The sequence below is a fragment of the Streptomyces sp. 13-12-16 genome (genome assembly GCF_002114215.1).
Classification (GTDB): Bacteria; Actinomycetota; Actinomycetes; order Streptomycetales; family Streptomycetaceae; genus Streptomyces.
Map to the genome: position 1 here is coordinate 1 of NZ_NCTE01001168.1, position 6552 is coordinate 6552.

A 6552-nucleotide genomic window follows, 5' to 3' on the forward strand; every position below is an offset into this window, starting at 1 on the left:
CCGGCGACCCGGTGCTGTCGCCGGCCGTCACCCGGCAGTTGATGGCGCACGCGGCCGGCGCCGCCACCGACACGCGGCGCACGCGCGCACGCGAGCGCGTCGCGGACCTCAACGACCGCGAACGCGAGGTCGCCGTCGCGGTGGGCCGGGGCCTGGCCAACGCCGAGATCGCCGCGGAGCTGTACATGAGCGTGGCCACCGTCAAGACGCACGTCTCCCGGATCCTGGCCAAGCTGGGCCTCAACAACCGTGTGCAGATCGCCCTGCTCGCCCACGACGCCGGCCTCCTGGAGGAACCCGGGGACCACTGATCTCAGGTGTACGCCGCCGTCGCCCCGCTCACCAGCTCCGTCGGCCGGACCGGTCTGCGCTCCCGCCGGGACAGCTCGCACGCCTCCGCGATCAGCAGTGCCTGGAGGGCCTCCCGCCCGTCGCACGGGTTGGCCCGCTCGCCCCGCACCACCTCGACGAACGCGATCAGCTCGGCCTCGTACGCGGGCCCGAACCGCTCCAGGAACCCCGTCCACGGCTTGTCCGCGGCCGGCGGCCCGGTCGGCTCGGTGGACGCGATCGGCGTACGGTCGTCCAGGCCGACGGCGATCTGGTCCCGCTCCCCGGCGAGCTCCATGCGCACGTCGTAGCCGGCGCCGTTCATCCGGGTCGCGGTGACCGTGGCGAGCGTGCCGTCGTCGAGGGTGAGGAGCGCCGCGCCGGTGTCCACGTCGCCCGCCTCGCGGAACATCGCGGGCCCGGCGTCGGACCCGGCCGCGTAGACCTCCGTGACCTCCCGGCCGGTCACCCAGCGCAGCATGTCGAAGTCGTGGATCAGGGTGTCCCGGTACAGCCCGCCGGACTGCGGCAGATACCCGGCCGGCGGCGGCTCCGCGTCGCCGGCCATCGCCCGTACGGTGTGCAGCCGCCCGAGCCTGCCCGAGCGCACCGCCTCCCGCGCGCCCGTGTACCCGGCGTCGAAGCGGCGCTGGAACCCCATCTGCAGGACGGTCCCGGCCGTCTCGACCTCCGTGATCGCCTGTAACGTGCCTGCCAGGTCCAGGGCGACGGGCTTCTCGCAGAACACCGGCAGGCCCGCGCGGGCCGCCCGGCCGATCAGATCGGCGTGGGCGGACGTGGCCGCCGTGATCACCACGGCGTCCACTCCCCAGGTGTAGATCTCGTCCACCCCGGGTGCCGCCGTCTCGCCGAGCCGGTGGGCGAGGGCCCGCGCCCGCGCCGGATCGACGTCCGTGAGGATCAGGGAGCCGACGTCGCGGTGCCTGCTGAGTGTGTGGGCGTGAATGGTGCCGAGACGGCCCGTGCCGATGACCCCGATGCGCATGGAAACAAAGTGGGGCCCGCGCCGCCCCCTGTCAATGCGTATGTCCGGACAACCGAACTACACGACTTCCCGTCAACAGCGCACGGGGCTACGCTCGGCCCGTGCCGAAACCAGAAGTGGACCCGACCGTACAGCTCGAGCTGAGCGTGGACCGCGGCTCCCCCGTGCCGTTGTACTTCCAGCTGTCCCAGCAGTTGGAGTCCGCCATCGAGCGCGGCGTGCTGACCCCCGGCACCCTGCTGGGCAACGAGATCGAGCTCGCGGCGCGGCTCGGCCTGTCCCGGCCGACCGTCCGCCAGGCCATCCAGTCCCTCGTCGACAAGGGCCTGCTGGTGCGCCGCCGCGGGGTCGGCACCCAGGTGGTGCACAGCCAGGTCAAACGCCCGCTGGAGCTCAGCAGCCTCTACGACGACCTGGAGGCGGCCGGGCAGCGCCCCGCCACCAAGGTGCTGGTCAACACCGTCGTCCCCGCGTCCGCCGAGGTCGCGGCCGCGCTCGGGGTGGCCGAGGGCGGCGAGGTGCACCGGATCGAACGGCTGCGGCTCACCCACGGGGAGCCGATGGCGTACCTGTGCAACTACCTGCCGCCCGGCCTGCTCGACCTGGACACCGGCCAGCTGGAGGCCACCGGTCTGTACCGGCTGATGCGGGCTGCCGGGATCACCCTGCACAGCGCCCGCCAGACCATCGGCGCCCGTGCCGCCACCGCCGACGAGGCCGAGCGCCTCGGCGAGCGGACCGGTGCCCCGCTGCTCACCATGCAGCGCGTGACCTTCGACGACACCGGCCGCGCGGTGGAGTTCGGCACCCACACCTACCGGCCCTCCCGCTACTCGTTCGAGTTCCAGCTGCTTGTACGGTCCTGACAATCCGACGCGACGCGCACACGGTGCCGTCCTGATGTCAGGACAATGTGACCGGCTTCCGGTCCCCGCGCGGGGACGCCCGATGCCCGTGTTCGAGAATGGGGCGTTTGGGGCCGGTGCGGTCATCAGCCCCTTGCAGACGCAAGAGCACAGCAAGAAGGGCAAGTCCTCGTGTCACGGTTTTCGACCTGGGTGGGCATCGTGCTGGCGGGGGCGCTGAGTCTCTCGCTCGCCGGATGCAGCAGTACCGGCGGCAAACGGGCGGAGGACGCCCGCGCGGCCGCGGCGGCCCAGGGGCGGGCGGCGGTGAACACCCCCCGCTGGACCTTCGCGATGGTCACCCACGCGGGAGACGGCGACACCTTCTGGGACATCGTCCGCAGCGGCGCCGAGCAGGCCGCGGTGAAGGACAACATCCGCTTCCTCTACTCGCACGACGACGAGGCCCAGCAGCAGGCGCAGCTCGTGGACGCGGCCGTCGACAAGAAGGTGGACGGCATCATCGTCACCCTCGCCAAGCCGGACGCGATGAAGGCGTCCCTCGCCCGCGCCCGCGAGGCCGGCATCCCGGTCGTCACCGTGAACAGCGGCTCGGCCGAGTCGAAGGAGTTCGGCGCGCTCACCCACATCGGCCAGGACGAGACGATCGCCGGCGAGGCGGTCGGCGAGGAGCTGAACGAGCGGGGCCGGAAGAAGGCCCTCTGCGTCCTGCACGAGCAGGGCAACGTCGGTCACGAGCAGCGCTGCGACGGTGTGGGGAAGACCTTCGACGGCACGCTGGTACGCCTCCATGTCAACGGCACGAGCATGCCCGACGTGCAGTCGGCGATCGAGGCCCGGCTCCAGTCCGACGCCGCCGTGGACGCCGTCGTCACCCTCGGCGCCCCCTACGCCGACACCGCCGTGAAGGCCCGCGCGGGCGCGGGCAGCGACGCCGAGATCGACACCTTCGACCTCAACGCCAAGGTCGCCGCCGGCCTGAAGGACGGCAGCCTCGGCTTCGCCGTCGACCAGCAGCCCTACCTCCAGGGCTACGAGGCGGTCGACCTGCTGTGGCTGTACCGGTACAACGCCGACGTCCTCGGCGGCGGCCGGCCCGTGCTCACCGGACCGCAGATCATCACCGAGGACGACGCCGCCGCGCTCGAGGACTACACGCGGCGGGGCACCCGATGAGCACGACGACCCCCGGCGTATCTCCCGATGCATCTCCCGACACCTCTGATGAAAGGTTTCTGCGCAGCTCTTCGCCGCTCCAGCGGCTGCTGACCAGACCCGAGCTCGGCTCCCTCGTCGGCGCGATCGCCGTCTTCTGCTGCTTCGCCCTCGCCGCCGACGGCTTCCTGCGCGCCTCGAGCCTCGGCACCGTGCTCTACGCGTCCTCCACCATCGGCATCATGGCCGTCCCGGTGGCGCTGCTGATGATCGGCGGCGAGTTCGACCTGTCGGCCGGGGTCCTGGTCACGTCGTCGGCCCTGGTGTCGACGATGTTCAGCTACCAGATGACCGCCAACGTCTGGGTCGGCGTCGGTGTCTCCCTGCTGGTCACGCTCGCCGTCGGCGCCTTCAACGGGATCGTGCTGGCCCGCACGAGGCTGCCGAGCTTCATCGTCACGCTCGGCACCTTCCTGATGCTGACCGGCCTGAACCTCGGCCTCACCAAGCTGATCAGCGGCACCGTCTCCACCAGGACCATCGCCGACATGGAGGGCTTCACCTCCGCGCGGGCCCTGTTCGCGTCGACCCTGACCGTCGGCGGCACGCACATCAAGGTCACCGTCCTGTGGTGGCTCGCCCTGGTCGCCCTCGGCAGCTGGATCCTGCTGCGCACCCGCGCCGGCAACTGGATCCTCGCGGTCGGCGGCAACGAGAACGCGGCCCGCGCGGTGGGCGTCCCCGTGGCCCGCACCAAGACCGCCCTCTACATGGGCGTCGCCCTCGGCGCCTGGATCTGCGGCCAGCACCTGCTCTTCTCCTACGACGTCGTCCAGTCCGGCGAGGGCGTCGGCAACGAGCTGATCTACATCATCGCGGCCGTCATCGGCGGCTGCCTGATCACCGGCGGCCACGGCAGCGCCGTCGGCTCGGCGGTCGGCGCGCTGCTCTTCGGCATGACCAGCAAGGGCATCGTCTTCGCCGAGTGGAACCCCGACTGGTTCAAGTTCTTCCTCGGGGCGATGCTGCTCCTCGCCACCCTGCTCAACACCTGGGTGCGCCGCCGCGCGGAGGCCTCGAAATGACCCGGACCGATCCCCGCCCGGCCCTCGTGGAGCTGTCCGGCGTCAGCAAGCGCTACGGCAACGTCCGCGCCCTCGAAGGCGTCTCGCTGGAGGTGCGCGCGGGCGAGATCACCTGTGTGCTGGGCGACAACGGCGCGGGCAAGTCCACCCTGATCAAGATCATCGCGGGACTGCACCGGCACGACGGCGGCACCCTCGCCCTCGACGGCGAGGAGACCCGCCTGGCCTCCCCGCGCGAGGCCCTGGACCGGGGCATCGCCACCGTCCACCAGGACCTGGCCGTCGTCCCGCTGATGCCGGTCTGGCGGAACTTCTTCCTCGGCTCCGAGCCGCGCAAGGGCACCGGCCCCTTCAGGCGCATGGACGTCGACCGCATGCGCCGCACCACCCGCGCGGAACTCCTCCGCATGGGCATCGACCTCCGCGACGTCGACCAGCCCATCGGCACCCTCTCCGGCGGCGAACGCCAGTGCGTGGCCATCGCCCGCGCGGTGCACTTCGGGGCGAAGGTCCTCGTCCTGGACGAACCGACGGCGGCCCTGGGCGTGAAGCAGTCCGGAGTGGTCCTCAAGTACGTGGCAGCGGCCCGCGACGAGGGCCTGGGCGTCGTCTTCATCACCCACAACCCGCACCACGCCCACCTGGTGGGCGACCGGTTCGTCCTGCTGAAACGCGGCACGATGGTCGGCCACCACACACGGGACGAGATCACCCTGGACGAGCTGACGAGGCAGATGGCCGGCGGAAACGAGCTGGACGACCTGCGCCATGAGCTGCAACGCCCCTCTTAGGGGCGCGGGGCCGTATGGATGTGCGGCTCCGCCGCGTGGGCGCGACCAGCCCCCCCACACACACCCGCGCCCGACAACGCTCCACACCACACCCCCGGGATCCATTCGGCACCCGGCGGAGCCGTGCGGCACAATCGCACACGATGAGCACCTACCGCGACTTCACCGCCCCCATCGGCTCCCGCCGCGCCCCGGTCCTGAGAACCGTCGGCACCCGTGAGCGCCGCTCCCACCTGACGGCGCCCCGCGTGCCGACGGTCGGCATCGACATCGGCGGCACCAAGGTGATGGCGGGCGTCGTCGACGCCGACGGCAACATCCTGGAGCGGCTGCGCACGGAGACCCCGGACAAGTCCAAGAGCCCCAAGGTCGTCGAGGACACCATCGTCGAACTGGTGCTGGACCTGTCCGACCGGCACGACGTGCACGCGGTCGGCATCGGCGCGGCCGGCTGGGTCGACGCCGACCGCAACCGCGTGCTGTTCGCCCCCCACCTGTCCTGGCGCAACGAACCACTGCGCGACCGCCTCGCCGACCGCCTCGCCGTCCCCGTCCTGGTGGACAACGACGCCAACTCCGCGGCCTGGGCCGAGTGGCGCTTCGGCGCCGGCCGCGGCGAGGACCACCTCGTCATGATCACGCTCGGCACCGGCATCGGCGGCGCGATCCTGGAGGACGGGCAGGTCAAGCGCGGCAAGTACGGGGTGGCCGGCGAGTTCGGCCACATGCAGGTCGTCCCCGGCGGCCACCGCTGCCCCTGCGGCAACCGCGGCTGCTGGGAGCAGTACAGCTCCGGCAACGCGCTGGTCCGCGAGGCCCGCGAGCTGGCCGCCGCCGACTCACCGGTCGCCTACGGGATCATCGAGCACGTCAAGGGCAACATCGCCGACATCAGCGGCCCGATGATCACCGAGCTGGCCCGCGAGGGCGACGCCATGTGCATCGAACTGCTCCAGGACATCGGGCAGTGGCTCGGCGTCGGCATCGCCAACCTCGCCGCCGCCCTCGACCCCTCCTGCTTCGTCATCGGCGGTGGCGTCTCCGCCGCCGACGACCTGCTGATCGGCCCCGCGCGGGACGCCTTCAAGCGGCACCTCACCGGCCGCGGCTACCGCCCCGAGGCCCACATCGTCCGCGCCCAGCTCGGCCCCGAGGCCGGCATGGTCGGCGCCGCCGACCTCGCCCGGCTGGTCGCCCGCCGCTTCCGCCGCGCCAAGCGCCGCCGGGTCGAGCGGTACGAACGCTACGAGCGGTACGCGGAGGCCCGCCGCACCACCCAGGAGTCGCTGTGAGCGACGAGTTCCCCCGGCGGGGGGGCG

The 6552-nt window shown here is 72.0% G+C and carries 7 protein-coding genes; 6 read left to right on the plus strand and 1 reads right to left on the minus strand.

Features of this window, described 5'->3' with window-relative positions; genetic code table 11:
- Positions 1–311: response regulator transcription factor (locus B7767_RS36905; protein ID WP_143652848.1), on the plus strand; the 311-nt coding region annotated here is incomplete at its 5' end.
- Between the two features lie 2 nt (positions 312–313).
- On the opposite strand, the gene B7767_RS36910 is transcribed toward B7767_RS36905, so the two are convergent.
- A complete protein-coding gene (locus B7767_RS36910; protein WP_085575821.1) occupies positions 314–1336 on the minus strand; it encodes a Gfo/Idh/MocA family oxidoreductase in 1023 nt (340 codons plus the stop codon).
- A 116-nt stretch (positions 1337–1452) separates the two neighbouring features.
- Between B7767_RS36910 and B7767_RS36915 the strand changes: the two genes are divergently transcribed.
- From B7767_RS36915 to B7767_RS36935, 5 genes are all read left to right on the plus strand, one after another.
- Positions 1453–2202, plus strand: a complete 750-nt coding sequence (locus tag B7767_RS36915) for a GntR family transcriptional regulator (protein ID WP_085575822.1) — start codon at positions 1453–1455, stop codon at positions 2200–2202.
- 171 nt (positions 2203–2373) lie between these two features.
- The gene (locus B7767_RS36920; protein WP_085575823.1) at positions 2374–3378 is read left to right on the plus strand and encodes a sugar ABC transporter substrate-binding protein; all 1005 of its coding nucleotides are present in this window, start codon (positions 2374–2376) and stop codon (positions 3376–3378) included.
- The gene (locus B7767_RS36925; RefSeq protein WP_085575824.1) at positions 3375–4442 is read left to right on the plus strand and encodes an ABC transporter permease; all 1068 of its coding nucleotides are present in this window, start codon (positions 3375–3377) and stop codon (positions 4440–4442) included. Before B7767_RS36920 ends, B7767_RS36925 begins: the two co-directional genes overlap by 4 nt.
- Positions 4439–5233 carry an ATP-binding cassette domain-containing protein gene (locus B7767_RS36930; RefSeq protein WP_085575825.1) on the plus strand — a complete coding sequence of 265 codons (795 nt, stop codon included), beginning with the start codon at positions 4439–4441 and terminating at the stop codon, positions 5231–5233. Before B7767_RS36925 ends, B7767_RS36930 begins: the two co-directional genes overlap by 4 nt.
- Before the next feature lie 143 nt (positions 5234–5376).
- Complete coding sequence (locus tag B7767_RS36935; protein WP_085575826.1) at positions 5377–6525, plus strand: ROK family glucokinase; 1149 nt, start codon at positions 5377–5379, stop codon at positions 6523–6525.
- The last annotated feature ends 27 nt before the right edge of the window (positions 6526–6552 follow it).